Source organism: Persicirhabdus sediminis (assembly GCF_016595495.1).
In the GTDB taxonomy this organism is placed as follows: domain Bacteria; phylum Verrucomicrobiota; class Verrucomicrobiia; order Verrucomicrobiales; family Akkermansiaceae; genus Persicirhabdus; species Persicirhabdus sediminis.
The window spans coordinates 739,258-764,267 of the sequence record NZ_JAENIM010000039.1 but is presented as its reverse complement, the minus strand read 5'-3'; the positions used below and the strand labels follow the sequence as shown (position 1 = coordinate 764,267).

Below are 25,010 nucleotides of genomic sequence, written 5' to 3'. Positions count from 1 at the left end.
CGCTTCATGTTAAAGTTTCTATTTGGAATTAACTGTAGATTTTTTAGCAAAAAAACACCCTGCCAGCTGGGCTGACAGGGTGTGATAGATTTTGTGGATGCAATTTCAGCTGGCGCGAGTTAGGCCAGCTGGAATTTTATTATCCGAGAACCACATCGAGGACGTTGCCGTCTTCTTTGAGCAGTGAGTTGAAGACCTCAGGGTCGATGATCCAGCCGCCTTCACGGTATGGGTTTTCGTCCTGACCGATGGCTTCTAGCTCGGTGCCGTTGAGAGTGATCTTAGACGGGTTGAAGTTGCGTGAGCCAACAGTGAAGTTCACCTTAATTGGGGTGCCTTTCCAGTTGGTGTCAGCGACGAGTCCGTCGAGTGAGTTAGGAACTACTGGGTCAATCACTACCTTGCCGTAATCGCTGCGCAGGCCGACGAGGCGGGTGAGCAGGAGGTTGAGGTAGATGCCTGGGCCAGATGAGTAAACTCTCCAGCCACCTTCGACTTTCACTTTGCCAGCTTTGATGTCTTCGTATTTCTCAGCAGCTTCGTAGCGGTCGTTAACGTCCGCGTCTGAGCTTGAGAAGTAGACGTTGTGCTGACGGCGCTTCGCGTTAGAAATGGTGTCTACGCAGCCGATTGGGTTAACCACTTCAAATGCTTGCAGCATATCGTCGGCGTTACCAGTCTGAGCCATGGCTTCGATGAAGCGTAGGTGAGCGTGGGTGTACATGATGCCGATCTCACGTGAGAAGGCAGCAGCAGACTCAGCGCGCTGGAAGATTTCCTGAGGGCCACCACGGTATGTTGGTGGTTTGTCCATGAGGCGGGCGCCGTCTGGAGCAAGCAGGTTCTCACGGATGAGGCCGAGGTGATGTTTGTATTCATCTTCAGTGAACAGGCTGCCGATCATGGAGCGTGTCATTGGCAGCAGGCGGTAAGAAATGCCTGTTGTCTCGTCTGATGGGTGCAGGATTGGCGTGCCGCTCTGCAGGTCATCATTGAAGAGGAAGAAACCACAAACGGTGCCGTCGACGATGAGGAACTTGCGGAAATCAGCTGCGATGCGAGCTGAGAAGCCGTCGAGGCCTTCCATGCTGCGTCCAGTTTGCTTGCAGAGTTTTTCCAGGCCGCTGATAGTCTGGTAGCACAGGGCTACAGTCCATGAGCTAACCATGCGCTCTTTGAGCTCTGGACGAGCTGGCTGGAGTGAGTCGTTCCAGTCGCCGTCGCCGTATGAAATCAGCGCGGTACCTTCAACACATTGTTTCTGGATCCACTTGAAGTTGAGCTCGAGGTGCTCCCAAAGTGTGCCAGTTTTCTCAGTCAGCGCGAAGCCGTCTGGGTTTGTCCATGGTAGAACTTCGTCGAGGATGCTGTAATCTTCAGTAGCTTCGACGTATTCAGCGACAGCTTTGAGTGGCCATACTGGGATGTCACCGTGCATGTGTGCCTGCTGGATGGTGCCAAATGGATCGAGCATGAACCACTGTGGCCAGTCGCCTTGTTGGTCGTACTGGTGGCGGTAAACTTCGAGAAGAATCTTCTTCACAGAATCAGCGCGGCCGAGTGAGAGAAGGAGCTCGATAGATCCTTGAGTCACGTCGCGGCAACCCCAAGCGCCACCATTGTACTGCTCGAGGCCGTGTGGTGAAGTGAGGTGAATGAGACCGTTGTGAGCGAACCACGGAAGGATGTGGTCGATGCGCTCTACAGCTGGGCTGTTTGAGCCAGACAGGCGCACGCAGCTTTCCACGGTTGACCAGAGGTCAGCTTGTTCTTCAGTCTTGCTAGGTGCTTCACCGCGGGCTGTGCCGGAGATGGTGAATGCAAATGCCTTAGCTGGCTTAGTTTCGATCACTGAGAATGGCAGTGAGGCTGCGCCACCGATGATTTCTGCGCCACCCAGTTGGGCGATTGCGTCAGTGGTGTCGATGTCCAGCTGGAAGTAGGCTTTCGGGAAATGCTTCTTCGCAAGTGAGTCGTCAGAGCACTCGAAGTGGATGCCATTTTCTTGGTATTCCACTGTAGCAGTGTCGTCGTATTCGTTGATGCCAACGACCAGTCCGCTAGTGACGAGGAAGGCAGTTTCTGGGCCGGCGATGACTTCAACGTCTACCTTGGCTTCAGATTTCACCTTGTTGACTTCATTTTTCACCACGATAGTGCGGTCAGCGAGCTTGTAGATCCAGCGGCAGGCAGTGAGGTCCATCTCAAAGAGTGATGGTACGCCAAGCAGGTTCCAGTCGCCGTCAGCATCTTGGAACCAAACGCGCTGGCCGTATGATGGCATGAGGCCGCACTTGTCGCGTGGTACGCTGTAGAGACGGTGGAATGATGCGTGGCCAATGCTGGTCAGCGCGTTGATCACACCAGCGCCGTAACAGGTAGTGCTGAGGAAATCTTCTTCTGGGTAGTCGCTATCGCCACTGCGCAGGATGATGCCGTGTGGGCGGCTGATTTGCACTTCCTTAGCGCGAGTCGCCACGTGAACGGTGCTCTTGCCGTGGTAGAATGACAGCAGTTCGCCGTCGTCTTCGCGCTCGTCCATGCGCAGCTCGTTAGGATAAAGCTCTTTGACTTCATCTTCAGACATGTCTTCGCCGTGAGCTACCGCTGGGTAGTGGAGAAGGCTCTGTTGCAGCTGGAAATCAGCAAGTGCATCAGTAGCTGGAGCTGGCTGAGCGCCTACTAGTGACTCAAGGTCTGAAATGTCAGTAGCTGCAGCGTGGTTGCCATTGTAGGTAAAGAGGAATGTGCGTGAACCTGAGGCAGCTGGAGCCAGCTGGAGCGGTTCAGCAAAAAGGCCAACGTAAGATGACTCACCTTGGTAAACGCGGCTGTCGGCAGCAGGGATGTCGCCGAAGATTTCAGGAGCGCCGCCACGGTTGATGGCAAATCCAAAGAATTGAACGGCATCAGTAACAAATCCGCTAACACCTTCCGCACATGTCTGAGCAAGCCATGGGTGGTTGCCGTCAACAGCGAGGTTTTGGCGTGTGCAGATCACTTTGCCGTAGTCAGCGTGATCGAGCGCACGTTGGTCGAGGTACTGGCTGGTGTAGGATTCGTTAGTACGAACTGCACCTTGGTGAGCGAGGCCAACGTCGAGGCCGTGAACTACTTGGATTTCTTTTTCGCTGTCGCCGTTGTTGTTGACGTCAACGCTGAGCTGCCAGCCATTTTCGCTTACGCTCATGATGGCTGTGGCGGTGAGGCCGTCGAAGTCGGCTTCCCATTTAGCGGCATTTTCTGAGATGGAGAAAGCAGCAGTGCTTTCTGGGCCAATCAAACTAAAGACTTGTTGGTCGTCGCCAGTACCAGCGAGAACGTAAACACGATGCAGGGCGCCAGCGAGTGGGCAACCGAGAACGAGGTTGAGTAGGACACCACTGCCGTGACGGGCAGCATGAAGGTGACCACCTGGAAGGAAGTCGAAGTGGAGTGCGTCGGCGGAACCAAGGCGCTGAAGCGGCAGGTCCTTATGAGACGCCAGCTGGCGAGTCGCTGGAGCTTGTGTGGATGCAGTTGTCATTGCGTCAATTATTTGTCGTTATTAATTGGTTTGATTGGGTAAAAATTACATCTTTCGAACGCGCGCTGGGCGGCTGGATGTTTCATGAAATGTTTCCATGCGAATCCTGAACGAAGGTTTTCTGCGCTGATGAGCGTAATGCCTGTGTCAATAGCGATGACATCTGGGCCAACCCAGCCAGTGCGTGGGTTGTAAGCATTGGTGAAGCCGTATTGGCCGTAAATGCCCATATCAGCAAATTTTTCTTTCTGCAGCATCAGGGTGGCGATGGCCTCCTTAGGAGTCATGCAGATAGAGCCGCCTGGTGCGGATGGGGTGAGTGTGCCGTCGTCACCGCGCCACGGGCGCAGGCGAGGGTCGACGTATGGTGCGCCCCAATCTTTATAGCCGTCAGGGCTATCAGAAGCGGTGAGTCCCCACAGGTCAACATTCCAGTGACCCAGTGTGTCTGGGAATGCTTTGCCGAGGCGGTCCATGTATTCGCGCTGGGCGAGTGTGGACAGCTGTGAATTGCGGAAATAATCGAGATGTTTGTCGCGGTTGGTGCGGAAATCAAAGAAGTTCTGCGAGTAGTGGTGCACAAACAATGGTGGGTAAGCACAGAATCCTTCACCTTTGAAAGTCAGCTTAGGATCGCGTGGCCAGTTTTCCCAATGCTCAGCGTCGAGCGCCATGTCGGAATCAGAGCCGATGCCAAGCAGCAGCATGACAAGCATTTCTGAATAGTGATCCCACTCGACGTTGATGAAGCCTTCGCTTTCGCGGTAGCCCATGTCGAGGAATTCATTGCCATTGGTCATCCATTTCCAGTCAACTCGGTTGTAGATGTCATTAACCACCGCAGTGAGCTCTTCGTTTTCAAAATAACCTGAAGCGGTAAAGGCACCAGTGAGGAAGAGGGCGGTATCGATAGAGGATGCTTCCGAATCCCATTCTAGCTCGCCAGTGGTGGGATTAACAAAGTGGTGTAGGAAACCATTGGTGTGAGCAAAATGATCACGGGTGAATTTCAGCACCTTGAGGCATTTGTCATACGCTTCTTCTTTGGTGATCCAGCCGCGCTCGGCGGCGATACAGTGAGCGGTCAGGCCAAAACCAGTGGAGGCTGAGCTGGCGACGCCGCTGAACCATGATCCATCAGTTTTTGCTCGGTCAGGAATCAGACCGCTAGTTTTATCAGCTGATTCGACGAAGTAATTATAGCAATCTCGTTGTAACTGATCGAGAAACGCTTCCTCTTTCTCAGAAAGATGGTAGTTTGTTGAATGTACGATTTCACCTAAGGGCCTTGGGTCCTGTGGCTGGTTCTCAGCTAGAGATACCATAGGCGTTAGCGCTAAAGTACATAGGGAGATGATGGATGTGATTCGCATTGGCAGTGGTTTTTAGGTTCAATTTATATAATGTGCAATCAATTTAATCATTTGCAAGCGCCCATGGTATGATTTTTTTAGTCATTACGGGGTATAATTGTAAATGTTTGCAGTAATGACGAAATTGTTGACGCTTTTTATGACAAATAGAGCGTTACAAACGCTGCAAGTTGTGCATGATTAGATTTCGTGAAGAAGGATGATCCATCAGGAATTCGGTTGTTAGCACAGAAGTTGGGTATTTCAGCGGCCACAGTATCGCGAGCATTGCGTCCGGAGACGGCGCATATGGTCAAAGAATCCCGTCGCAAAGAAATCATTGAATTGGCAGATGCCATGCAGTTTCGCCCGAATCCGGGAGCTCGCTATATCCGCAAGGGGATGAATCCAACATTGGTGGTAGTCATTCCAAATGAAGAGGAAGTCTTCTTCTCAGAATTTTATAGCCGCTTTCTCGCTGGTGTCTTGCACGCAGTTGCTGAGACTGACTGGGAAGTTCGTATTACAACTTTGCGCCCACAGGGAGATTCCTTTGTTGAGGCATTGCGTCCGCTCAGCCTAGATTGCTCTGGAGTGATCTACGCGGGCACGCCGTTGAACTCAGATGAAATCGAGTAACTCAAGGATTACAAGCGTCCGTTAGTTTTGATGAAATCAGTTCTGCCTCCTAATGTTAACGTGCGTGATTTGAGCTGTCACATCCTCGGGGTGGATAACCTCGGCGCGGCACAAACGGCGGTGCAATATATTTCTCAGTTAGGTCACCGACGTGTTGGCTTGATTCTCGGGCCTAGATCTTCACGAGATTTCTCCGAGCGGGCCAATGGTTTTTTAGAAGCGCTGGGTGACATCGATAAAGAATTGGTATTTGAGGGTTCCTACGACCATGATACCGGACGCGAAGGATGTAAAAAACTTCTCGAAATGGAAGATCCGCCAACCGCCATTCTTTGCGCTTGTGACCCGATTGCTCTGGGTGCGTTAGATTACGCCAAAGAAATTGGCATGAAATGCCCGCAAGAGCTCTCAGTGATTGGCTTTGATGATGGTCCGTGGGCGATGAATTGTTTTCCTAAACTAACTACCATGCGTCAGCCGCTGAAGCGACTAGCCCAACAGGCAGTGGATATTCTCATGCGTGTTACCGAGCCAGATACTGGCCCAGTGCACCAACAATACATTGAGCTGCCAGCATCTATCGTGCTGCGCAACTCAACTTCAGCGCCAGCTGGAGCTCAGGTGGGTGAATAAGTTAGTTGTCAGCTGGAGTTGACTTCCAGCTGACAGATTACTCATCTGATAGTGGAATTGCCGCTTGTTTCACTCTAGCTGTTGGGCATACTGCTTTGTATGCGATGTAAGCAAATCTTCCTCAGCGTGTTGGGTTTGAGCTGTGCTGTAGTTGAATTATCAGCTAGCCAGAAACCTAACGTTCTCATTTTTTATGTCGATGATATGGGCATCGGTGATACGCGGGTGTACAATCCAGCTGCGCCGGTAGAGATGCCTAACTTAGAGCGTCTAGCTGAGCAGGGCATGACCTTTCACGATGCCCATTCGCAAGCTGCTTTATGTGCGCCTAGCCGGTACAGCATGTTGTCAGGCAACTACCCGTGGCGCGGTCGCAGTGCTGGTGGTTCGTGGCATTTCAATGGTGGCTCGCAGTTTACGGAAGGGCAGAAGTCGATTGCCGATGTGCTGAAGGGACAAGGCTACCGCAGCGCGATGTTTGGCAAGGTGCACCTTGGCGCGCTGGTTCCGCCAAAAGACGGGACCACCTTTGATAAAGCTTCGCCCGTGACTTCAAAAAAGAAGTCCTTCGATTGGACAAAGGCGGATTTTTCTAAACCTCTCATTGATGGGGTTTATTCATTAGGTTTTGATTACACCTACGTTTCCTACGGTGGCATTCAAGATCCACCGTATGCATTTTTTGAAAATGATCTGATTGTTGGAGATCTCAGTGATCTGGTTCATTACGATGGCGGCAAAAGCCAAAATGATAATGGCACCTCAGTTATCCAGCGCTGGATGCCTGGTTATGGCATGGCTGATTGGAAAACTAACGAGTTTCTACCAATCATCACTGAGAAGGCGATCGACTTTCTCGACAAACATCACGCGCAAAATAAAAAAGATGGCGCTGAGAAGCCATTTTACATTCACTTCTGCACAGATGCCGTGCACGTGCCGCATACGCCGCCCAATGAATTTATGGGTGTGAAAGTAGCTGGCACAACTGGCGGCACAAGGCACATGGATATGTTATTTGCCATGGATGTTGCGCTCGGCAAGCTCACGGAGTCGATTGCCCAACATGGCCAGCTAGATAACACGCTGATCATCTTTGCTAGTGATAATGGTGGCTTGCCGCAGAAAGTTAGTAAGAATGATTACGATTCTAACGAAGGGTTGCGTGGATACAAGGCGCAGATCTACGAAGGCGGGCATCGCGTGCCATTTGTCATCAAGTGGACCAATGGCAAGGTGAAGGCAAATTCCACCTCGGACCAGCTGGTAGGTGTGCATGACCTATTTGCCACTCTGGCTGATCTGACTGGCGCGCAAGTGGGCGAAGATCAAGGTTTGGACTCAATGAGCTTTTTGCCAGTGCTGTTAAATGACAATTCCACGACCTTACGTGAGGATATGTTATTTCAAGGCGCTGGGCCAAAAGAACGCGCTATCAGAGTGGGTGAGTGGAAGCTGTGTCTGGATAAAGAATCAAAGCCAAATCAGCTTTTTAACCTCAAACAAGACCCCAAGGAGGAGGATGATTTGATCAATAATCCTGAGCATGAAAAGCGCGTCCAACAGATGCACGAGCTATTTGTTGAGCAGTTTGCTGCGCCTAGAAGTACTCCTGCATTTTAGTTGATAGATGGTGCCAGCTGGATTGCTTTCCAGCTGGCTAAAAAAAATTCATTAGAGTGGTCTCGCGTAGGTATCACAGCGGTTGTGCCAGCCAGCGCGCCAGCGATTTTCGCCACGTGCTGGATCGGAATTTTTGATACGCAGGTCGAGTCTGCGTTTGGCTGCTGCGGCAAACTCATTGGCTGCGGCTTGCCCACTCGGCACATCACGCATTTCTAGCAATACCTGCATGAGTCCCCAGCCTTCGCCTTTATAGCGTTCGTTAGGGTTTGTTCCATCACCTTTGAAGTTAGGGTAATCAATCAGCGCATAGGTGCCATTGCTGGTGGTAGCTAGTTTCCGGTAGTTAGCTTGTATGCGTGCGCGTTGACTCGCTGGCGCTGCATTCATCATTTTGCCTAGCGACTGCTCGCTGCGGTGGATGATGAAGTCAGTCTGTAGCTCGACGGAGTTAGCGAGAAATTTTCTCAGCTCGCTGAGTCTCTGGCCATTGATGTCGGCCTGGAATGCGGTGCGGTTAGGCCACGGGCATTTGGGTGTTGATTTCAGCCAGCTAGGAATGTCTTTGCGGCCAGCTCGGTGTGCGTAGTTGAGAAATTGTGGGAATGATTCGGTGTACGGGCCATTGTAGTTAACTGGATACCAGATAAAATGGCCAATACCTAGGGATGGAAATTCTTCGCCTTGGTTCCATGCCGTTAGTCCACTTACTTTGCCGCCAGATTCGTTTAGCCAGATCTTCTGGCCGATTTTTTGTTTATCGCTTCTGCTTAGCTGGCTGGCTCGGCTGCTAGATTGATTTTCACTTGGCGTTTCACCTGTTGACGGCGAGCACGCTGACAGACTGAGAATGGCGGGGAGGATGAGGCATAAGCGATTCATGCTAATTTGATAGCTAGAAATCAACGACGACAAAAGCGAAATCGCTATGAGTTGGGGGCTTTACCTTAGAGTGAATCGACTGTATGAGGGGGCCATGCCTATCATTGTTAAATTTCTAATCACTTCGACTCTGATTGTTTTGATATCCGAGATAGCCAAAAGGTTTGATCGTATCGGCGCGCTGATAGCGGCGCTGCCTATGGTTACGGTGTTAGCGATGACGTGGATGTGTTTGGAAATGCAGGGGGCCGAGCGCACCGAGAAAATTGCTAACCACGCCTGGTACACATTTTGGTATGTATTGCCTACACTGCCGATGTTTTTGCTGATGCCGTGGATGCTGCGACGTGGTATTCACTTCGGCTGGAGCCTGCTAGCGGGCTGTATTTTAACAGTGATTTTGTTTTTTGCCCTTGCATGGGTGGTGAAACGCTTTGGTATTGAGTTGATTTAATCTTGGCTGAGTGGCTTATCGTTAGTCCTTTGGCTGTGAGCTGTTGAGCGTCGCTCAGTAGTTAGTTTGCAAGTGTCACAAGTTTGATTTGGCAGGTGGCTGTTCGTGTAGTACAAGGAGAGAATGAAATTCCTATTGGCGTGTGATAAATTCAAAGGTTCCGTCTCAGCATCTGAAGTTGGCGAGGCGATTGCCCATGGTATTGCCCATCACGATATTTGCGACCAGTGCCCGATTACTGACGGTGGAGATGGTTTTGCAAAAATTATCTCAGATGCCTCCCGCGGCGCTTGGGTCTATTCACAGGCTAAAGATCCCCTTGGCAAATCTATCATGACCCGTTACGTGGTCACTGGTGATACAGCTGTGATTGAAATGTCTGAAGTAGCTGGACTGCGTCGCATCAAAGAACTCGACGTGCTCAATGCTAATACTTTTGGTGTTGGCCAGTTGATCCGTAACGCCGCCAACGACCCTAAGGTGAAAAAAATCATCATCGGCCTGGGTGGTAGTGCGACTAACGACGGTGGTATCGGCATGGCAGTTGCCCTTGGCGCTAAATTGCTAGATAAAGATGGCAACGAGCTGGAGCCGAAAGTTACTGAGCTGGCGAAACTCGATCGTGTAGATGGATCAGGTATCGGTGAGCTGCCGCCTATCATGGCTGCATGTGATGTTACTAACCCACTGCTAGGTGACAATGGCGCTACTGCTATTTATGGTCCGCAAAAAGGAGCGACAAAGGAAGATCAAGTGATTTTGGAAGCTGCGCTTGCTAAGCTTGCGGCCTGCACGGATTGGGCTGGTCTAGCTACTAAGCCAGGTTCCGGCGCAGCTGGAGGTCTAGGCTACGGTCTGATGGCCTTTGCCGATGCAAAACTTGTTCCTGGATTTGACCTATTTGCCGAAACCGTGAAGCTGAAAAGCCGTATCGAAGCCGCTGACGTTGTCATTACTGGTGAAGGTTCATTAGATGCTCAGTCATTCAATGGTAAGGGGCCGATTGGTGTTGCGCAGATGGCGAAAGAAGCGGGTAAAAAAGTCATTGTTGTTTGTGGTCGCATTGATGAAGACCTGAAAGACAACGAGCTGTTTGATGCCGTTTATACTGTGCGAGACCAATACGAGACGGACGAAGAGAGCATTCAAAATGCTGGCAAAATCCTGCAGAAATTTGGCCAGGAGATCTACGATAACTTCGGTTAATCAGCTAGTTATTTCCAGCTAGCCATTTGGCAGGTGTGAGATGTCGAGATTTGCTCTTTGCAAATACTCGCTTGCAAGACATGCTGATTTGTCGTCAAACTGGCGCTTGTTTTTATGGCTGTATATGGACTGTTGTTAGCTGGAGGTCGTTCTACCCGAATGGGTGAGGATAAGTCTGAGATGGTGTTTCGCGATGGCGAAACCCAGGCTCAGCGTGGGTTGCGCCTGCTAGGTGAAGTTTGTGATCAAGCTTATCTATCACTGCGTGCTGGTCAGCCACATGATGGCCAGCTGGATGTGGTAGAAGATGCCTACGGCGAAGTTGGGCCATTAGGTGCTATTGCCTCTGCATTCAGTAAACATCCAGATGCTGCGTGGTTAGTCATGGCTTGTGACTTGCCGCACGTCGATGCCGATGTGTTGGAGTACTTGCTAGAGCACCGTGACCCGGAGGCTAACGCCACCTGTTTTTCCAGCCGCTTTGATGGCAAGGTCGAGCCCTTGTGCACGATTTACGAACCATCTATCGCCATGCGCGTTCTTGATTCTATCAACCGTGAGCAAGTTTGTCCGCGCCGTGTGCTCTCACAGGTGCGCGTGAAAACTATGGATTTGCCTAGATCCGAAGCATTAGATAATGCCAATACCCGTGGTGATGCAGCCGAGGCCATTGGTCGATTGCAAAATCAAGCCACTGAGAAATCATTGACCGTTAGGTATTTCGCCCAGCTGCGTGAGCAGGTGGGGGAGGAGGCTGAGGAGGTCACCACTAGCGCAATTACACCAGCTGGTCTCTACGAAGAGCTGCGTGGCCGCCACGGATTTAAGCTGAAATCATCGAGCATGATGTTAGCGGTTAATGGCGATTTCCAAGAATGGACCTATCAGCTACAAGCCGGCGACGAAGTCGTCTTTATCCCACCAGTGGCTGGAGGTTAGAAATTTTCCCATCATGTTTAAGATTTCATCCAACCCTATAGATACAAAATTGTTGCGTGAGCTCACGCTAGCTGATCAAGCAGGCGGATTTGTCTGCTTCGAAGGCTGGGTGCGAGACCATCACGAAGGTAAAGCGGTGCTCGCTCTAGAGTATGAAGCGTGGCCTGAGTTAGGCGAAAAAGAAGGCGCCAGAATCATCGCCGAAGCAAAAGCTAACTTCGATGTGGTCGAAGTCGCCGCCGTGCACCGCGTAGGTAAGTTAGAAATTGGTGATATGGCAGTATGCATTGCCGTGTCCGCTGCTCATCGAGCTGCCGCCTTCGACGCCTGCCGCTACCTCATCGACGAAATCAAACGTCGTGTGCCTATCTGGAAAAAAGAATATTACCAAGACGGCAGCATCGACTGGGTCGGCTGCAAAGGCTGCGCCAAGCACTAGCTGGGGGTAAATTCCAGCTAGGCAGTTAGGCTAGCTAGCATTGTTATTCCTGCTTGGAAGCTTTGATGTCCTTCTCGCTCTCTTTTTTAATGGTCTCGCGTTCTGCTATTTTTCGCTCGACGAGTTCCTCAAGTTCTTCATGACTTCTAATCGGCATACGGCTAGAGCTTCTGCGATATCGTTCGTTTGGATCAACTTTTTGCTGTAATGGGGCTTCTAGCTGTTTAGTTAGTTCGTCTATGTGCTGCGCCTTGATTTCGATCATTAAGTCAGCAGCTTCATCTGCTGGGCCAATTTCTCGTGAGTAGGATATTGAGCGTCTGAGGTTTTCCCATGCGAAGCCGTATTCCTTTGCTTTGATATAATTGAGCGCAGTTAGATAGGTTTCGATAGCTAGCTTGTCGTTATTAAAGTTAGATTTGTGAGTTGATCTAGAGTTGCATGCATCAGCTATCTGAATGACTTTTAAAATAGCTCCCCATTGCTCGCTGTCTGCCAATAGCGCTGAAATTCTCAGTGTGTACTCGTGAGGTTTCTCCTTGTCGAGTAGGTTGAATTGCGGGTCGTCAGGTAGAGATTTTCTGATGACTAAGCTGCGCAAATGCTCAGTTAATTCAATCAGGTTGGTGGGGGCAAATTTAGAATTGTTATAGCTGTAGTCGCTGAGCGAGGCGCTGGCTTTAGCCAGGTCATTAGCTAAATAATAATTGTAGGCTTTGCGCGTGCTTCTTAGCTGAGATAGCCCGCCGACGTCACGATAACTTACCGAAGGGTTATTTTTAGTGATGATTTCAACTTGATCGGCTATCTGGGCGATGTCGTCGAGTTTTTCAGCCTTGGCTATAAGCTGCTCAATTTGCGCTGGCACACTGTTTTTGTTGGCTTCAGCTAGATCTTCGGCGGTAATGGCCTTTTCTGTCGGTAAATTGATCACCGTTGTGCGTGCGATAAAACCATTGCGGTTAGTGCTTTCGACTAGTCTTGATTTTGCCCGTTCAGTTTGGTTGCTGTCACCACTGTTTAGGGTGATTAGATAGTCTTGCCATTGAATGGCAAATGAGTGCGCTTGGCGGATCTTAGCAGCTAATTCGCGATTGTTACTTTGCTCAGAGGTCTTTAGTAGATGAGATAATTGTAGAATTGTTTCATCAAGTTCACTAGGGTTTTTGCTAGCTAGCAATGTTGAACTAAGCTCAGCTAGGATAGGTTTGAGTTGGTCTAGCTTGTCTTGGTTGAGTTGTTGTTTTTTATTTGCGATTAGCTCGCTGAGTTTGCCTGCGGCATCTTTAAGTTTGAGAGTGTTGAGGTTAGAAAATGACCTGATTATCTCATGTTGTAGATCTCTCGCGCTGCGCTCAGCAGCGTCTAAGTCATCGCTTTGTGCCAAAATTAAAACCTGTTGCCATTTGTCGAAGATTTGCTTTAAGGCATTTGCGGAATGTAGACTGCTGGCTTCGGTTGCTATAGCTGTGTTTTTGTATCTTTCGCTTAGCGGTGCGAGTGCAGCCATTTGCTCGCTGGATTCAATTTTCGTCAGCTTTTCGGCCGCGAGATCCAGCGTGGCTTGCAGTTCGTTAGTAAGTATTGCTTGGTTTGCCAGTGCGACGGTTTGTGCAAGATCTTGCAGTTCTAGCAGGCCTTTATAGAGCTCGGCGGTATAGGTTTTTCCAGCCAGAAGCATTTGGATTCTTTTGACTGTGTCTGGCCAGTGAGGCGAGTTGATTTCGTGTTTTTTTGATTTCCCCAAATCATGCTGCAGCCTTACCAATAGCTTCATTTGTTCATCGCTAGGCTCATCTTTGAGTAGCGCGTCAGATAGCTTGGTGACGGTTTCTAGCTGGGCACGGTAGGCTGTGACTTCCTCGCTGGCGTGGGAAAATGGCGCGGCGACAAGAGCAGTTGTGGCGAATAAAGTGGCCGCAGAAAATGAATATTTAGTCATTACAGCTAGACTCTATCATCTAGCTGATTTTGAAAATGAAAATCGATAGATTTATTTTTCACCCTCTAGCACCTGGAACTTAGTGCCGAGCATGGCTGGGTGAGTTAGTGTTTGGAATTGCTTGATCAGGTGAGGGAGATCAGCGGGTGGATTTTTTTCCAAGCTAATGAGCCATGGCGCGCCGTTAGTGGTGAGGTAGTTGCCTTGGGTATTATGTTTCATCTTGCTGAACCCATAGGCTTCGCTGGCGCGCTGCAGGCGGGTGAAGTCGATGTGGCAGGTGATGTCACGGTTGCCCACATCAACTAGCGGGTTGTCATCTTTTTGATGTTTGCTGTAGGTCTGCAGCGTGCCTTCGACGCGAGCTGGGTGATAGAGTTCTTCCTGCAGGTGGCCGTAGTCGATGGTGATGAATATTCCGCGCGACAGTGCCTGGCTGGCTTGTTTGGCGAATGACTCGATAGCGGTATTGAACTCGCCTTGGTAGCCAGCTGGATAGGCATGTGCGTGAGGGGCGAGTTGATCAAAGAGTTGTCGGAGTTGGGCGTTGCTAGTGGGTGCCGTTTGCCAGATGAGTTGGTCATTTTCGTCTAGCGTCACAAAGCGCTCTAACCACGGTTGATCATCATCAGCTTCACTGCGCTGGAATAAATGCACTGGAAAAGCGTCTACGAGTTCATTAGAGATGATGGCGCCTTGCTGGTTAGAAATTTCGCTAAGCTCAGTGAATTGAGAAAATTTGCCATCAAACTCAGCGGACAGTTTTTCTACCTGCTCTTGTTGGAGTCGTTTGTTTGGTTCGACGAGCTGGTAATCGATGGCTTTGAAAAATGCTTCATCAAGCGTACGAGCTGTGGTGAGGATATCGAATGCAAGCGTGCCGTCGTGGGCGGCTGGCTCAATGATAGAGAATGATTTCCACTGGCCACTTTGTTGCCAATACTGGTGAAGCCGATGTGCCAAAATGGTGCCAAAAATACTGCCAATGCTGACGCTGGTGATGAAGTCGGCTGATTTGCCTACACGCTTGGTGCCGCTGGCGTAATATCCGTATTCAGGGTGGTATAATGCTAGCTGCATGAAGCGGTTAAATGGCATGTCGCCAGATGCTTTGATTTCCTCGACTATCAGCTCATGTAAGCCTGGGGTTGCGTTTGAATGCATTTGAGGGTATGCATGCTTATCGCTTGTGGGGGAATGCTCTGTGAGTGATGGATCAGAAGTCATGATGAAAAAGAAACGTTCTAGCTATGGCAACGAGAAACGCAAAAGGCCTATTTTCTTACGGAAATGGTTCCTGATGATGTTGGCTTTTGGTGTTTTCTGCTGTGCGCTGGGATATATCGTCATTATGGCGATGTTGCAACCCTACAAAGACCGAGCCTATACCTACGATCTGAGTAAGATTGATGACGTCGAAGTGCCTAGCTTGATCCTTGATAGAGAGGGGCGTGAAATTGGCCGCTTATTTGTAGAAAACCGCTCGAAGGTTAGCATCGAGGAAGTGCCTGAGAAGATGATTGATGCTCTGGTGGCCGGTGAAGATGGACGATTTTTCACCCACGATGGTGTGGATTACATCGGCATCATGCGCGCTGTGAAGCTGAACTTGCAAGCTGGTACAGTGAACCAGGGGGCGAGTACGGTGACCCAACAGCTGGCGCGAAACGCATTCCACCTCAAAGAAGAAGCTGAAAAGCGTGGCGAAAATGGTATCGAGCGTAAGCTGGTAGAGGCATTTTTGGCGCAGCGCATCGAGCGCGAATTCAGCAAACATCAGATTTTGGAAATGTACCTCAACCGTATTCCTTTTGGTTCCGGGTTTTATGGTGTGAGGTCGGCGTCGCTTGGATATTTTGGTAAAGAACCACGCGATCTGGAGACTCAGGAATGTGCTTCCATGGTGGGTTGCATTAAAAATCCATCGGCATTTACACCGCTGCGTCACCCGCAGAATAACAAAAAAGCACGTGATCACGTCCTCAATCGCATGCGCATTGAGAAAACCATCACGCAGAGTGAATACGACGAACTCATCGAACTGCCGGTGGAGGTGAATCCACAACCGATTCGCCGTGGCACATCGCACATGTACGGGCGAGTGGCTGATTTTGTGCGCGAGCAACTTGGCGAAGAAGAGCTCACCCGTGGGGGATATAAAATTTTCACCACAATTGATAGAGACGTTCAGTTAGCGCTGGAAAATGCCATGGCTGACCAGCTGAAAAAAGTGGAACAGCGCGCTGGCTACGATCATCCAAAACATGCCGATTTTAAACCGAGCCCAGAAGTGAAAACTAACTACCTGCAGGGCGCGGGCTTGATGATAGAAAACCACACAGGCAAGGTGATCGCCTACGTCGGTGGGCGTGATTATGCTCACTCACAATACGATTTCATCGAAGAAGGTCGTAAACCATTAGGGACTACTTTTCTTCCGGTGATCTATCTGGCTGCGTTAGAAGCTGGTAAAACGGCAACATCACAGCTGCTCGATGTGCCAATGGATAACCGTACTGTGATGGTTGATGGGCGCGAAGGTATTCTTGGTGAGTGGGGGATGGAGGTTATGCGTCCGCGCTACGAACAGGAAATTACCCTGCGTCGTGGACTCGAGGCTTCTAAGATTGCCGCATCTGTTCGCCTCGGGAATGAAGTTGGTATTGAGAAAGTCATCGATTGGGCGAATAAGTTAGGATTCGATTTCTCCAAGAGTAAAAAGCTTAACCGACTATTCTTAGGTTCGGAGCTGGCCTCGCTTAGTGAGGTAGTTAGAGCGTTCACCGCGTTCCCTAACCAAGGGGTTGTTCCCGGTCGTTTTGTTCTCGTTGAGAAAATTCTAGATGATGAAGGGAAAGTTCGCTACCGCAAAGAGCCAGCTGGCCAAGGGCAACAGTCGCAGCGGGTAGCATCTCAAGATAGCTCGTTTGTGGTGCACGATATTCTCCGTGGCAGCATGACGCAGGGGAGCTCTAGCGGTGTGCTCGAGCAGCTCAATGACAAAGAATTCTCCGGTGGTGGCAAAACTGGCGCGACATATGATTTCGCCGATAACTGGTATGTTGGCTACAATAGCCAAGTGACCTGTGCGGTGTGGAGTGGATTTCTATCAGGATCACGCGAGGCTATTTACGATGGTGCTTTCAGTCGCGATACCGTGATGCCTATCTGGGCGGCAGCGATGAATGCAGCTACTGGGCTCAAAGCTCATGAAATTCCCGTGCCTGAGTCGATTTCTAAAGTAGAAGTGTGTAGCGTATCTGGTCTGAAAAAGACTCGTTATTGCCACGAATACAAACGTGATGTGGTGACAGGAGCTGAGAGTTATGTTTCCACGGCTTATCAAGAATTCTATCAGAATGGTCTAGCTCCATCAGGTTACTGTGATGTTCACGGTGGCGCGGAAGGCGAACTAGCAGACGTTACTGCGAGCTTGGATGAAGGCGGAACTAATTTTAATGTCATCCCTATCCGACCTAAAGAGCACTTTCTGATAGGTAGCGATCCGTACAACTCTGAGCAGCCGGCATTCACCGTGCAGACTGCCTCTTATGAGCGTCGTGAGTCATCAGATGCTTTGAATTTTGACCGCCTCGACGGCATTGATGCACAAGCGACTATCAAGCTGTCATTGCCGGGGCGCGCTCAAGTCATTGAGCACTAGAGCTAGCTGGGAACTGCCATCTTTTCTTGAATGGCACCGTGGTTCATTGCGGACTGGGCGGCGTGTGCATGCTTGGGCTTTGTTATTTGGCAAATTTCTTAGCACATGTCTGAATAAAATATCACCAGATTCCTTGCCGAGGCTTGATATCCAGCTTGCTTTGATTAGTCTTTTATTGTGAGCGAAGCCGTAAAGAAAAGTGCTGGCTGGGGCAGCTTTGTCTGCCCGAGTTGTCGATTGGTATTCAGGATCCCGCGGGACCATGATGGTTATGGTGTGGTTTGTCCTGGTTGTAAGGAAATGTTAGCCATTCCTGATGATGTCAAAATTCACAAAATGCTAGAAGGCTTCAAAACTTCATCAGATGATCAGCCTGAAATTAAGGCGAAGTTACAGCCAGCCGCAGAGGCGACCACGCACCAAGCTGCCATGCACAAACATATGGCGAGCAGTTCGTCACCAGATTGGGAGCGTGATGTGGACCCTGATGAGGTGCCGAAACGCAGCAATCACCTTGTGCTCAGTTTGTTATATCTTGGCGGTGTGACTGGTTTTGTCATGATCTGTTGGGCTTTATTTTCTGTGGTAACCACTGTGGAGTTGGAAGAAGTAGTCGAGCGCTCAGACGAAGAGGTGCCGCTATGGCAACAAATGAATGAAGAGTTAGAGGTTCAAAAGCCAGCGGTGAAGGAGACAGGGATTGTAGCGATTGCGCAGGATGAAAATTGGCGCTCAGATGTTGTTGGGGCGAAAGTTGGCGAGGTGGCGAGGCATATTTTCGAAGCCGAGTCGGTAGAAGAATGGGAGCCGTATTTGTACGACGCTGAGAATGTCATGCCCAAAGTTAGGGCGTATTATGCAGAAAACCCATGGAAGCCGGTTAAGCTTAGCGAGCAATTTGGAAGTGGCGCGCTCACGGTGATTCCGCCGCTGGTAAAAGTTTCCGGAGAACTAGCTGATTATTCTATCATCCACCTGTTATTTGAACGTGTCGGTGACAAATTCCTATTTGATTGGGAGTATTGGGTTGGTTGGTCTGAGATGCCTTGGCAGGAATTCAAAGATGAAAAGCCTTCTGAGCCTAAAGTATTTCGTGCGGTTTGTTATTACGATAACTATTACGCATACGGGTTCCGCGACGACAAAAAATGGCAAGTTTACCGATTGGAATCCATTGATAGCGAGCACGTTCTCTACGGCTACATTGACCAAACTACCAACATGGGACTAATTGGCGCAGTGGCACCACATAGTGATGGGAGCAGAATCACCATAAAGGTGCATTATCCTGAAGATGCTCGCGCCCGTAATCAGGTCTTGATCGACGAGTTAGTGATGCCTGATTGGTATGATGTGGAGCGCATCCAGGTACCCGTAGAAGAAGAGAAATAACCGTTTTTACCCTATAAAAAAATGAGTGAATCAACGACCTATAATAAGGCGCTAAGGATCAATTTAGATGAATCAAAATACGGCTCCTTTGCTGAAATTGGAGCTGGCCAAGAAGTGGCTAACTGGTTCTTCCGCGCGCCTGCCTCAGCGGGCACTGTCGCCAAGTCAATGTCGGCCTACGACATGACGATGAGCGATGAAATCTACGGTAAAGCCAGCCGCTATGTGTCCCGCCAGCGTCTACTGCAAATGCTCAGCCACGAGTATAGCTTGCTAGATGAGCGCTTGAGTGAAAAGCGTGGTGACACCACTCGATTTTTTAGTTTCTGTAATACTGTGCGCGCGCGCGGCTACCAGGATACCGGTGAGTGTCACGGTTGGTTAGGGATTCGCTTGCAGTTGCACCCCAAAAGCAGCCCGTGTGATATCTTGATGCACGTGCGCCTGTTGGATCTGGAAAATACAGATCAAATGGAAGCGCTGGGTGTTGTTGGGACCAACATGATCTACGCCGCTCTGTATCACCTCGATTCATTAGATCAATTTGTTGATTCATTGCTAGATAATCTAGCGAAAGGTCGTGTTGAAGTCGACATGCTCAAGTTCGAAGGTAAGGGTTTTGAGTATATTGACAACCGACTTTGTCACTTGCAGTTAGTGCAGAAAGGACTGACGGATGCGGCGATGTTCTTGCCTACTGGCGAGGTTGTCCAGCCAGCTGAAGTGCTCTACAAAAAACCTATCATTCTCTTGCGTGGTAGCTTTGACCCAGTGCTTCGCTTGCATCTCGATATGCTTGATCAGTCGAAGGAAGCTTTCCTGCGTGAGTTGGGTCAGGAGACGGTTGATAACAGCATGGAGATCTGTGAGATTTCCATGAACAACCTGCTGCGCGGTACCGCGGTTGATCATCGCGCCTTCCTTGATAGGGCGGATGCGCTGCAGGCCTTAGGTAAGACTGTATTGGTTTCTAATTGCCCCGAGTTCCACCGCATTGGCACTTACCTGCGTCGCTACACTAGCGAGCCGATTGGCATCGTTCTCAGTATTGGATTGCTCAATGAGTTGTTCAAAGAGAAATGGTCTGAAAATCTAGCTGGCGGTATCTTGGAGTCATTTGGTCGCTTGTTCAAACAGGATCTATCATTGCTTATCTACCCGTGGAAACATTCACCGGATTCCGAGTTAGTGACCGCAACAAGCTTCAAGTCACCTGAGAAGTTTGAGCCGCTCTATCGATATTTCTTGATCAACCACTTGATTCATGAGTTAGGTTTCAGCGACGAAGAACTACTGCTTTATACAGGACGTGATGTGACCAACATGATTCACGCTGGGGATGCAAAATGGCGTAAGTTAGTGCCAAAAGAAGGTTACCCAGTTGTCCAGCACATCCTAGAAGGGCGCTAGATATTTAGATTTAAAATTCATGTCTTGGGGAGATACCAGAGGGGTGCTGCAATACGTGCCGCAGTTCAGAGGGAAGTTGTTTGTTGTTGTCGTTAGCTGTCCGCAGTCCGCGCTGGCTGAGGTCATGCTAGACTTCATTTCACTGCAAAATATTGGCGTGCGCTTGGTGCTTGCTAGTGACGCGCAGACCATTGAGCAGTTAGCTGACCTTGCCGCTGATGTTGAGCTGAAATGTGGCCAGGTTGTGCAGCCAATGGACGCGCTAATGGTTAGTCCCGTGCTGCAGCGTGGGCAAACAGCTTTGGTTGATATTGATGGTCTAGATCCGCTAGGGGCTGATGTTGCCAAGTTTGCTGTTGAGCTCAATGCGTCGAAGTTGATCTTGCTCAACGAAGGGGCTGGTATCGAGCTGGATGGTCAGCCAATTCACGCGCTACGTGCCGCTGAAGCTACTAGCTGGAAAGAAAAACCAGGTCTAGCTGGCATTGCTCTGTTGGAAAAATCAGTCGCGGCATGTCACGCGGGTGTACCACGGGTTCACGTGCTAGATGGTAGTGTGCCTGGCGTTTTGCTCAGCGAGCTATTTTCTAACGAAGGTGTGGGAACCATGGTCTATGCTGATAGCTATCGCTCTATCCGTCCGATTGTGGAGGAAGATATTGTTGAGCTTTTGGCGATGATTGGTCGCTCGGTGCGTAGTACCCATTTGGTGCCGCGTTCGTACGAGGCCATCCGCGCATGTATGGATGATTACTGGGTGCTCGATATCGATGGTAACGTTGTTGGCTGTTACGCGCTTTATGGTTATCAAGAAACTAATCTGGCAGAAATTGCCTGTCTCTATGTGAAGCAGTCACACGAAGGCATGGGATACGGCGCTGAGCTGGTGAAAAATGGTGAAGAGCAGGCGAGGAAACGTGGCATGAAAGGCGTCTTTGCGCTCACTAACCGCGCCTCTGTCTTTTTCCAAAAAACCATGGGTTACCAAGAATGGTCGATGGAAAAACTTCCAGCCAGCCGCCAGCTGATGTTGCAACAAAGCGGCCGCAACTCGCGTGCCTTTGGCAAGGAGCTGTAGACCTTTCTCTAAGACTGGCTGTGGTTGAAAATTGTATCTACGGAGTAGGAAGAATTTAAAGAAAAAGCCCGCGCAGCATAGCGCGGGCTTTTTGGTGAAATGGGATTGTTAGCTAGATGCTTAGTCTTGCTGTGGTACGACGCGGTAGAATGCGCTGCCGGGCTCTGTATTTTCTATGTGGGCGCCGTCGTTGCTAGGGGTAACGTTGTCCCAGTCGCCCAAGGTAGAGCTTTTTTCTAGATTCATGCCATCGGGGATGGTGATGGCTATTTCTGTTGGGTCTTCTGGGTTGAATGCAATGTCTAGCGGCCTTTCATAGCGAGTGAGCATAGAGAAGCCGATACGAGAGGTGTTAGCGTTTTTGGTATCAATTGCGTGCCAAGCGAGCATGATTTGCTGGTCCTGAGTATAGTAGACGTGGCTCGCTGGTTCGTTAGCCTCAGTGGCTGTCAAGTAGCCAGCACTTTTCAATTCAAAGCTAGCGCCGCCACGTGCATCTTTCACGGTGCCAAATGGAGTGACAGTTTGCGGCAGAGCTTCGGCGTCGAACTGATAACCGCCTGATGGGTCGATTTGTTCAGCATTGTAGGCTTCATAGAATAATGGCGTATCAAAGTTAGAATGTCCCCATAGTCCAGCTAGGCTGGCTTCAGTAGCGGCAACGCTGGATTTTTTGATGAAGATGAGTAGGACTTGGCTGGCGTTGTCCGGGTCGCTGATAGAACCTTCTGATTCGGTGGCAACCATGACCGTTTTGCTGGCGTTGATCTTTGGGTTGATGCCGAAGCTCAGCGCTACCGTATCATTGCTAGGCGTGCTATAGGTGCCGACTTCGTCGGTGTTGATGGTGGCTCGGTATTCTGTTTGGTCGTCTACCAGATGGGTTGAAAAGGTGATTTCGAAGCTCTCGATATCAAATTGATAGTGGCCAGCTAACTCGTTGGCTTCGATTACTTCATCGTAGTCAAAGGTGATGCATTTGGGCACTTGCATGCGTACCGCTTGCCAGTCGCCGAGCAGGTCTTCTTCGCTTAGGGTGGTTGGTTGGCGAAGCACAATGCTAAATACCTGTGTCCAATTTTGTGAGCCGCCAGCTGATGGGCTTTCGTATTTGCTGCCCATGAGCACATCTTCGTTAGCGTTGCGCCAGAGGTATTCGGTTTTGCCATCGGAGATGACTTTAGTTCTACCAGTGTCGGTTAGGAAGCTGATGCTGCCGCCGTTAAATTGGCCAGCGGCATTGACGCTCAGGGATTCTGGGCCATGGACTTCAAAATCCCAGCCGCCTTGAAGTTCAACATAGCCTGGGGTGTCACCATTTTCTTCGACATAGTTGATATCGAGGTTTTTGGGTGTTTGGATATTGAAGGCGTTCCAGTCACCTTCAGGGGATCCTGCGCTGGCTGCGGTAAGGCCAGCTAGTGAGGAAAGTAGAAATTTTTTGGGAATGTATAGGGAGCTCATGGCTCGCATATTTCTTAGTAAAACAAGTGCTTTGTCAAAGTCAAAGCTGAGCTAACTGACTATTCTTGTTTACTCTATCAGAAGGATTTGCTTTTGATGAAAAAGAGAAAAAGCCCGCGCTTTGGAGCGCGGGCTTTTTTGTGAAATGGATTGTCTGGCTAGATGGTTAGTCCAGCGGCTTTGTTATTTAGCTACAGCGGCGAGCACAGCTTTTTGCGCGTGCAGGCGGTTTTCAGCTTGTTGGAAAATAGTATCAGCGTGGAGTTCGAGGATTTCCTCGGTGATTTCTTTTTCGCGGTAAGCTGGCAGGCAGTGCAGCACGATGTGTCCATCGTTGGCGTGGCTGAGCAGCTGGCTGTTAACTTGGTAGTCACCAAACAAAGCTTCTTTTTCAGCCTGACCTTCCTGGCCCATGCTGAGCCAGACGTCGGTATTGATGATGTCGGCGCCTTTAGCTGCCGCAACAGGATCAGTAGTGAGGGTTACGTTAGGGGCGTCAAGGCGATGCATAAACTCTGCTGGTGGAAGGCATTCCTGTGGCGCGGCGATGACAAGCTCGAAGCCTAACTTCTTAGCTGCCCACATCCACGAGCGCGACATGTTATTGTCGCCATCGCCTATGAAGACGACTTTTTTACCATCCCAGCAGCCGAGTTTCTCACGCACGGTGAGCAGGTCAGCTAGAATCTGGCACGGGTGCTCGTCGTCAGTGAGCGCGTTGATAGTTGGGATCTTTGAGTAATCGGCAAAGTCGACAACATCTTGCTGGGCGAATGTGCGGATGATGCATCCGTGAACCATGCGGCCGAGCACGCGAGCGGTGTCGATGATGGGTTCGCCGCGTCCTAGCTGGATGTCATTAGATGATAGAAACATCACGTTGCCGCCAAGCTCGCGCACGCCAACTTCAAACGAGACACGTGTGCGGGTGGATGATTTGGTGAAAATCATCGCCCAAGTTTGTCCGGCGAGTGGCTGGCTTGAGTGATTGCCGCGCTCAGCTTTGAGCGTAACTGCGGAATCGATTAGGCCGCTGAGTTGTTCACGGCTGAGTTCTTCGATCGATAGTAGGTGATTCATGTTATTGTGAAGTGATTAGAGGTTTGAATCGAGGACAGTTTTCAGAATAGTTAGGGCGTCGTCAATTTCTTGCTCGGTGACGTTGAGTGGTGGTAGTAGGCGCAGAGTATCTGGGCCAGCTGGCACGGTGAGCATGCCGGCATCCATCAGTGCTGCACAGAGTTTGAGTCCAGCCATTTGGCCTTCTTTGAGGTTGAATTTCTCGCTAACAAGGCCAATGCCTAGCAGCAATCCTTTGCCGCGGACTTCGGTGATGAGTGGGTGGTTCCAGCTAGCAATGGTCTCGCGGATTTGTTTTTCGCGCGCGTGGATATTTTCTTCTAGCTGGAGGATTTCCTTGAGCACGGCAAGCGCGCCAGCGCTAACGAGTGGGTTGCCGCCGTAGGTAGATCCGTGTGAGCCAGGGCCCATGAGTGAGCTCAGAGTGGTGCCGTCATCGTCGATACTGCGATCGCTAACCCAGAATGCGCCGATAGGAATGCCGCCGCCGAGCCCTTTCGCCCAGCTAACAATGTCTGGCTTAAGAGAAGTGCTAACGGCTTGGTAGCCCATCTTGGTGCCGCAGCGGCCCAGACCTGCTTGAACTTCGTCGAGCAGGAGAAGGAGGTCGTGTTTGTCAGCTAGTTGGCTGATGGTTGTGATGAATGATTCGTCGGCGACATTAACGCCACCTTCACCTTGCACGGGCTCAAACATGATGCCAACTGTGTGCTCGCCGATGGCGTCTGCTAGGGCGGAGCTGTCGTTGAATGGCACGTAGCGGAATCCAGCTAGCAGGGGAGTGAAACCAACTTGGATTTTCTCCTGTGCGGTAGCGGACATGGAGCCGAGCGTGCGGCCGTGGAATGATTTGTCGAATGTGATGATTTCGTAGCGCGCTTCACCGTTGGCATTTGGGCGCGCGTGGCCGTAGCGACGTGCGGTTTTGATCATGCCGTCGTTAGCTTCAGCGCCAGAGTTGCCAAAAAACACCTTGCCGGGAGTGCCAACAAATTTCTCTACCAGCAGCTTGGCCAGTTCGGCTTGCTGTGGAATTTGGTAGAGGTTAGAGCAATGTACCAATGTGGCGGCTTGATCTTGGATGGCTTTGGTGACGGCTGGGTGACAATGGCCCACGCTGCAGGTTGCGATTCCTGTACAGAAATCGAGGTATCGCTTGCCTTCGTTGTCCCAGAGGTAAACACCTTCGGCGCGCTCAGGAACGAGCTGGAAGCGACCGTAGGTAGGGAGAACGAATTGGCTGTATGTGTCTGCTGTGTTCATCGTTGGAAGCCGCAGACACTAGCG

General features: G+C 50.2%; 19 protein-coding genes. 11 read left to right on the top strand and 8 right to left on the bottom strand.

Going from position 1 to position 25,010, the window contains the following annotated elements; all coding sequences use genetic code 11:
- Positions 1 to 139: 139 nt before the first annotated feature.
- Both JIN82_RS10705 and JIN82_RS10700 read right to left on the bottom strand, forming a co-directional pair.
- On the bottom strand, positions 140 to 3,526 hold the full coding sequence (locus JIN82_RS10705; protein ID WP_200311616.1) for a GH36-type glycosyl hydrolase domain-containing protein: 3,387 nt from the start codon (positions 3,524 to 3,526) through the stop codon (positions 140 to 142).
- 8 nt (positions 3,527 to 3,534) lie between these two features.
- Positions 3,535 to 4,899 (bottom strand): glucoamylase family protein, encoded by a 1,365-nt coding sequence (locus JIN82_RS10700; protein ID WP_200311615.1) that lies wholly within the window; start codon positions 4,897 to 4,899, stop codon positions 3,535 to 3,537.
- A 189-nt stretch (positions 4,900 to 5,088) separates the two neighbouring features.
- Between JIN82_RS10700 and JIN82_RS10695 the strand changes: the two genes are divergently transcribed.
- From JIN82_RS10695 to JIN82_RS10685, 3 genes are all read left to right on the top strand, one after another.
- Entirely contained in the window at positions 5,089 to 5,517 is a 429-nt protein-coding gene (locus JIN82_RS10695) for a LacI family DNA-binding transcriptional regulator (protein WP_200311614.1), read from the top strand.
- Between the two features lie 30 nt (positions 5,518 to 5,547).
- Positions 5,548 to 6,150, top strand: a complete 603-nt coding sequence (locus JIN82_RS10690; RefSeq protein WP_200311613.1) for a LacI family DNA-binding transcriptional regulator — start codon at positions 5,548 to 5,550, stop codon at positions 6,148 to 6,150.
- Positions 6,151 to 6,249: 99 nt separating this feature from the next.
- On the top strand, positions 6,250 to 7,773 hold the full coding sequence (locus JIN82_RS10685) for a sulfatase family protein (RefSeq protein WP_200311612.1): 1,524 nt from the start codon (positions 6,250 to 6,252) through the stop codon (positions 7,771 to 7,773).
- A 51-nt stretch (positions 7,774 to 7,824) separates the two neighbouring features.
- Here the strand turns inward: JIN82_RS10685 and JIN82_RS10680 are convergent, their stop codons facing one another.
- Positions 7,825 to 8,655, bottom strand: a complete 831-nt coding sequence (locus JIN82_RS10680) for a hypothetical protein (protein ID WP_200311611.1) — start codon at positions 8,653 to 8,655, stop codon at positions 7,825 to 7,827.
- Positions 8,656 to 8,701: 46 nt separating this feature from the next.
- Between JIN82_RS10680 and JIN82_RS10675 the strand changes: the two genes are divergently transcribed.
- The 4 genes from JIN82_RS10675 (at position 8,702) to JIN82_RS10660 (ending at position 11,693) form a co-directional block, all read left to right on the top strand.
- Positions 8,702 to 9,109 carry a DUF3147 family protein gene (locus JIN82_RS10675; protein WP_234041912.1) on the top strand — a complete coding sequence of 136 codons (408 nt, stop codon included), beginning with the start codon at positions 8,702 to 8,704 and terminating at the stop codon, positions 9,107 to 9,109.
- A 123-nt stretch (positions 9,110 to 9,232) separates the two neighbouring features.
- A complete protein-coding gene (locus tag JIN82_RS10670) occupies positions 9,233 to 10,315 on the top strand; it encodes a glycerate kinase (RefSeq protein ID WP_200311610.1) in 1,083 nt (360 codons plus the stop codon).
- 114 nt (positions 10,316 to 10,429) lie between these two features.
- Positions 10,430 to 11,254: an NTP transferase domain-containing protein gene (locus JIN82_RS10665; protein WP_200311609.1), complete on the top strand. Its 825-nt coding sequence runs from the start codon at positions 10,430 to 10,432 to the stop codon at positions 11,252 to 11,254.
- 13 nt (positions 11,255 to 11,267) lie between these two features.
- Entirely contained in the window at positions 11,268 to 11,693 is a 426-nt protein-coding gene (locus tag JIN82_RS10660; protein WP_200311608.1) for a molybdenum cofactor biosynthesis protein MoaE, read from the top strand.
- 43 nt (positions 11,694 to 11,736) lie between these two features.
- On the opposite strand, the gene JIN82_RS10655 is transcribed toward JIN82_RS10660, so the two are convergent.
- Both JIN82_RS10655 and JIN82_RS10650 read right to left on the bottom strand, forming a co-directional pair.
- Positions 11,737 to 13,635: a hypothetical protein gene (locus JIN82_RS10655; RefSeq protein WP_200311607.1), complete on the bottom strand. Its 1,899-nt coding sequence runs from the start codon at positions 13,633 to 13,635 to the stop codon at positions 11,737 to 11,739.
- Positions 13,636 to 13,686: 51 nt separating this feature from the next.
- Entirely contained in the window at positions 13,687 to 14,799 is a 1,113-nt protein-coding gene (locus JIN82_RS10650; RefSeq protein WP_200311606.1) for a class I SAM-dependent methyltransferase, read from the bottom strand.
- A gap of 61 nt (positions 14,800 to 14,860) precedes the next feature.
- Between JIN82_RS10650 and JIN82_RS10645 the strand changes: the two genes are divergently transcribed.
- The 4 genes from JIN82_RS10645 to JIN82_RS10630 all read left to right on the top strand — a co-directional run bounded on the left by JIN82_RS10645 (position 14,861) and on the right by JIN82_RS10630 (position 21,179).
- Positions 14,861 to 17,299 carry a transglycosylase domain-containing protein gene (locus tag JIN82_RS10645; RefSeq protein WP_200311605.1) on the top strand — a complete coding sequence of 813 codons (2,439 nt, stop codon included), beginning with the start codon at positions 14,861 to 14,863 and terminating at the stop codon, positions 17,297 to 17,299.
- 177 nt (positions 17,300 to 17,476) lie between these two features.
- Positions 17,477 to 18,691 carry a hypothetical protein gene (locus tag JIN82_RS10640; RefSeq protein WP_200311604.1) on the top strand — a complete coding sequence of 405 codons (1,215 nt, stop codon included), beginning with the start codon at positions 17,477 to 17,479 and terminating at the stop codon, positions 18,689 to 18,691.
- Between the two features lie 21 nt (positions 18,692 to 18,712).
- Complete coding sequence (locus tag JIN82_RS10635; protein WP_200311603.1) at positions 18,713 to 20,101, top strand: TonB-dependent receptor; 1,389 nt, start codon at positions 18,713 to 18,715, stop codon at positions 20,099 to 20,101.
- Positions 20,102 to 20,120: 19 nt separating this feature from the next.
- Complete coding sequence (locus JIN82_RS10630; protein ID WP_200311602.1) at positions 20,121 to 21,179, top strand: GNAT family N-acetyltransferase; 1,059 nt, start codon at positions 20,121 to 20,123, stop codon at positions 21,177 to 21,179.
- A gap of 120 nt (positions 21,180 to 21,299) precedes the next feature.
- Here JIN82_RS10630 and JIN82_RS10625 read toward each other — a convergent pair whose 3' ends face one another.
- The 3 genes from JIN82_RS10625 to JIN82_RS10615 form a co-directional block, all read right to left on the bottom strand.
- On the bottom strand, positions 21,300 to 22,643 hold the full coding sequence (locus tag JIN82_RS10625) for a hypothetical protein (RefSeq protein ID WP_200311601.1): 1,344 nt from the start codon (positions 22,641 to 22,643) through the stop codon (positions 21,300 to 21,302).
- 183 nt (positions 22,644 to 22,826) lie between these two features.
- Complete coding sequence (gene argF, locus JIN82_RS10620; RefSeq protein WP_200311600.1) at positions 22,827 to 23,723, bottom strand: ornithine carbamoyltransferase; 897 nt, start codon at positions 23,721 to 23,723, stop codon at positions 22,827 to 22,829.
- Positions 23,724 to 23,738: 15 nt separating this feature from the next.
- A complete protein-coding gene (locus tag JIN82_RS10615) occupies positions 23,739 to 24,986 on the bottom strand; it encodes an aspartate aminotransferase family protein (protein ID WP_200311599.1) in 1,248 nt (415 codons plus the stop codon).
- Between the last annotated feature and the right edge of the window lie 24 nt (positions 24,987 to 25,010).

Bases quoted from the DNA above. Each gene is read 5' to 3' on its own strand.
- JIN82_RS10705 (WP_200311616.1), bottom strand. From the start codon at position 3,526: ATGACAACTGCATCCACACAAGCTCCAGCGACTCGCCAGCTGGCGTCT.
- JIN82_RS10700 (WP_200311615.1), bottom strand. From the start codon at position 4,899: ATGCGAATCACATCCATCATCTCCCTATGTACTTTAGCGCTAACGCCT.
- JIN82_RS10690 (WP_200311613.1), top strand. From the start codon at position 5,548: ATGAAATCAGTTCTGCCTCCTAATGTTAACGTGCGTGATTTGAGCTGT.
- JIN82_RS10685 (WP_200311612.1), top strand. From the start codon at position 6,250: ATGCGATGTAAGCAAATCTTCCTCAGCGTGTTGGGTTTGAGCTGTGCT.
- JIN82_RS10680 (WP_200311611.1), bottom strand. From the start codon at position 8,655: ATGAATCGCTTATGCCTCATCCTCCCCGCCATTCTCAGTCTGTCAGCG.
- JIN82_RS10675 (WP_234041912.1), top strand. From the start codon at position 8,702: ATGAGTTGGGGGCTTTACCTTAGAGTGAATCGACTGTATGAGGGGGCC.
- JIN82_RS10670 (WP_200311610.1), top strand. From the start codon at position 9,233: ATGAAATTCCTATTGGCGTGTGATAAATTCAAAGGTTCCGTCTCAGCA.
- JIN82_RS10665 (WP_200311609.1), top strand. From the start codon at position 10,430: ATGGCTGTATATGGACTGTTGTTAGCTGGAGGTCGTTCTACCCGAATG.
- JIN82_RS10660 (WP_200311608.1), top strand. From the start codon at position 11,268: ATGTTTAAGATTTCATCCAACCCTATAGATACAAAATTGTTGCGTGAG.
- JIN82_RS10655 (WP_200311607.1), bottom strand. From the start codon at position 13,635: ATGACTAAATATTCATTTTCTGCGGCCACTTTATTCGCCACAACTGCT.
- JIN82_RS10650 (WP_200311606.1), bottom strand. From the start codon at position 14,799: ATGCATTCAAACGCAACCCCAGGCTTACATGAGCTGATAGTCGAGGAA.
- JIN82_RS10645 (WP_200311605.1), top strand. From the start codon at position 14,861: ATGATGAAAAAGAAACGTTCTAGCTATGGCAACGAGAAACGCAAAAGG.
- JIN82_RS10635 (WP_200311603.1), top strand. From the start codon at position 18,713: ATGAGTGAATCAACGACCTATAATAAGGCGCTAAGGATCAATTTAGAT.
- JIN82_RS10630 (WP_200311602.1), top strand. From the start codon at position 20,121: ATGTCTTGGGGAGATACCAGAGGGGTGCTGCAATACGTGCCGCAGTTC.
- JIN82_RS10625 (WP_200311601.1), bottom strand. From the start codon at position 22,643: ATGAGCTCCCTATACATTCCCAAAAAATTTCTACTTTCCTCACTAGCT.
- argF (WP_200311600.1), bottom strand. From the start codon at position 23,723: ATGAATCACCTACTATCGATCGAAGAACTCAGCCGTGAACAACTCAGC.
- JIN82_RS10615 (WP_200311599.1), bottom strand. From the start codon at position 24,986: ATGAACACAGCAGACACATACAGCCAATTCGTTCTCCCTACCTACGGT.